The sequence below is a fragment of the Streptomyces roseus genome (assembly GCF_001044425.1).
In the GTDB taxonomy this organism is placed as follows: Bacteria; Actinomycetota; Actinomycetes; order Streptomycetales; family Streptomycetaceae; genus Streptomyces; species Streptomyces roseus.
Genome location: NZ_LFML01000135.1, coordinates 1 through 502, shown reverse-complemented (window position 1 = coordinate 502; position 502 = coordinate 1). Strand labels below are relative to the sequence as shown.

Sequence of the window (502 nt, the reverse complement as noted above, 5' to 3'; positions counted from 1 at the left end):
TTGGTACGGCCCCGGCCGTCGTGGTGGGTGCCGACACGCACCGGGCCGAAGCGGGCGAGGTTGTAGAAGCGGTTCGGGCGCATGGGGTCTGTCTCCTTTCGTTTCAGGCGAGTTGGAGGGCGATCGAGTCCGCCAGAGCGGGCGGGACGCCGAGGCGGCTGCGCAGGGTTGCCGCGTCGATCGGGGCGCCGGTCCGTGCCTGGTGGGCGTCCGCGATCTTTTGGGCGTGGTCGAGCAGCGCGGGCGGAACAGGTACTGCGGACGGCGTGAGGGCGGGCTGTGGCGGTACGTGATCCGGGGCGGGTTCGGCTGGCGGCAGTTCGGGAGCCGGTTCCGGGTCCCGCTCGACAGCCAGGTCCGGAACGGGTTCGACGTGGGGCTTATCAACAGGCTCCGGCGCCGGTGTGGGTCCGTGGGCGAGGAGGGTGCCGCCGAGGAAGGCGAGTGCGGGCCAGCCCGCGACGAGGATGCGCAGCCAGGGCGGAACGTTGTGCAGGTCGAG

1 pseudogene is annotated in these 502 nt (G+C 71.9%); it reads right to left on the bottom strand.

Annotated elements, in window-relative coordinates:
- Positions 1-103: 103 nt before the first annotated feature.
- A pseudogene (locus ACS04_RS36875) lies at positions 104-502 on the bottom strand (DUF2637 domain-containing protein); the annotation flags it as partial.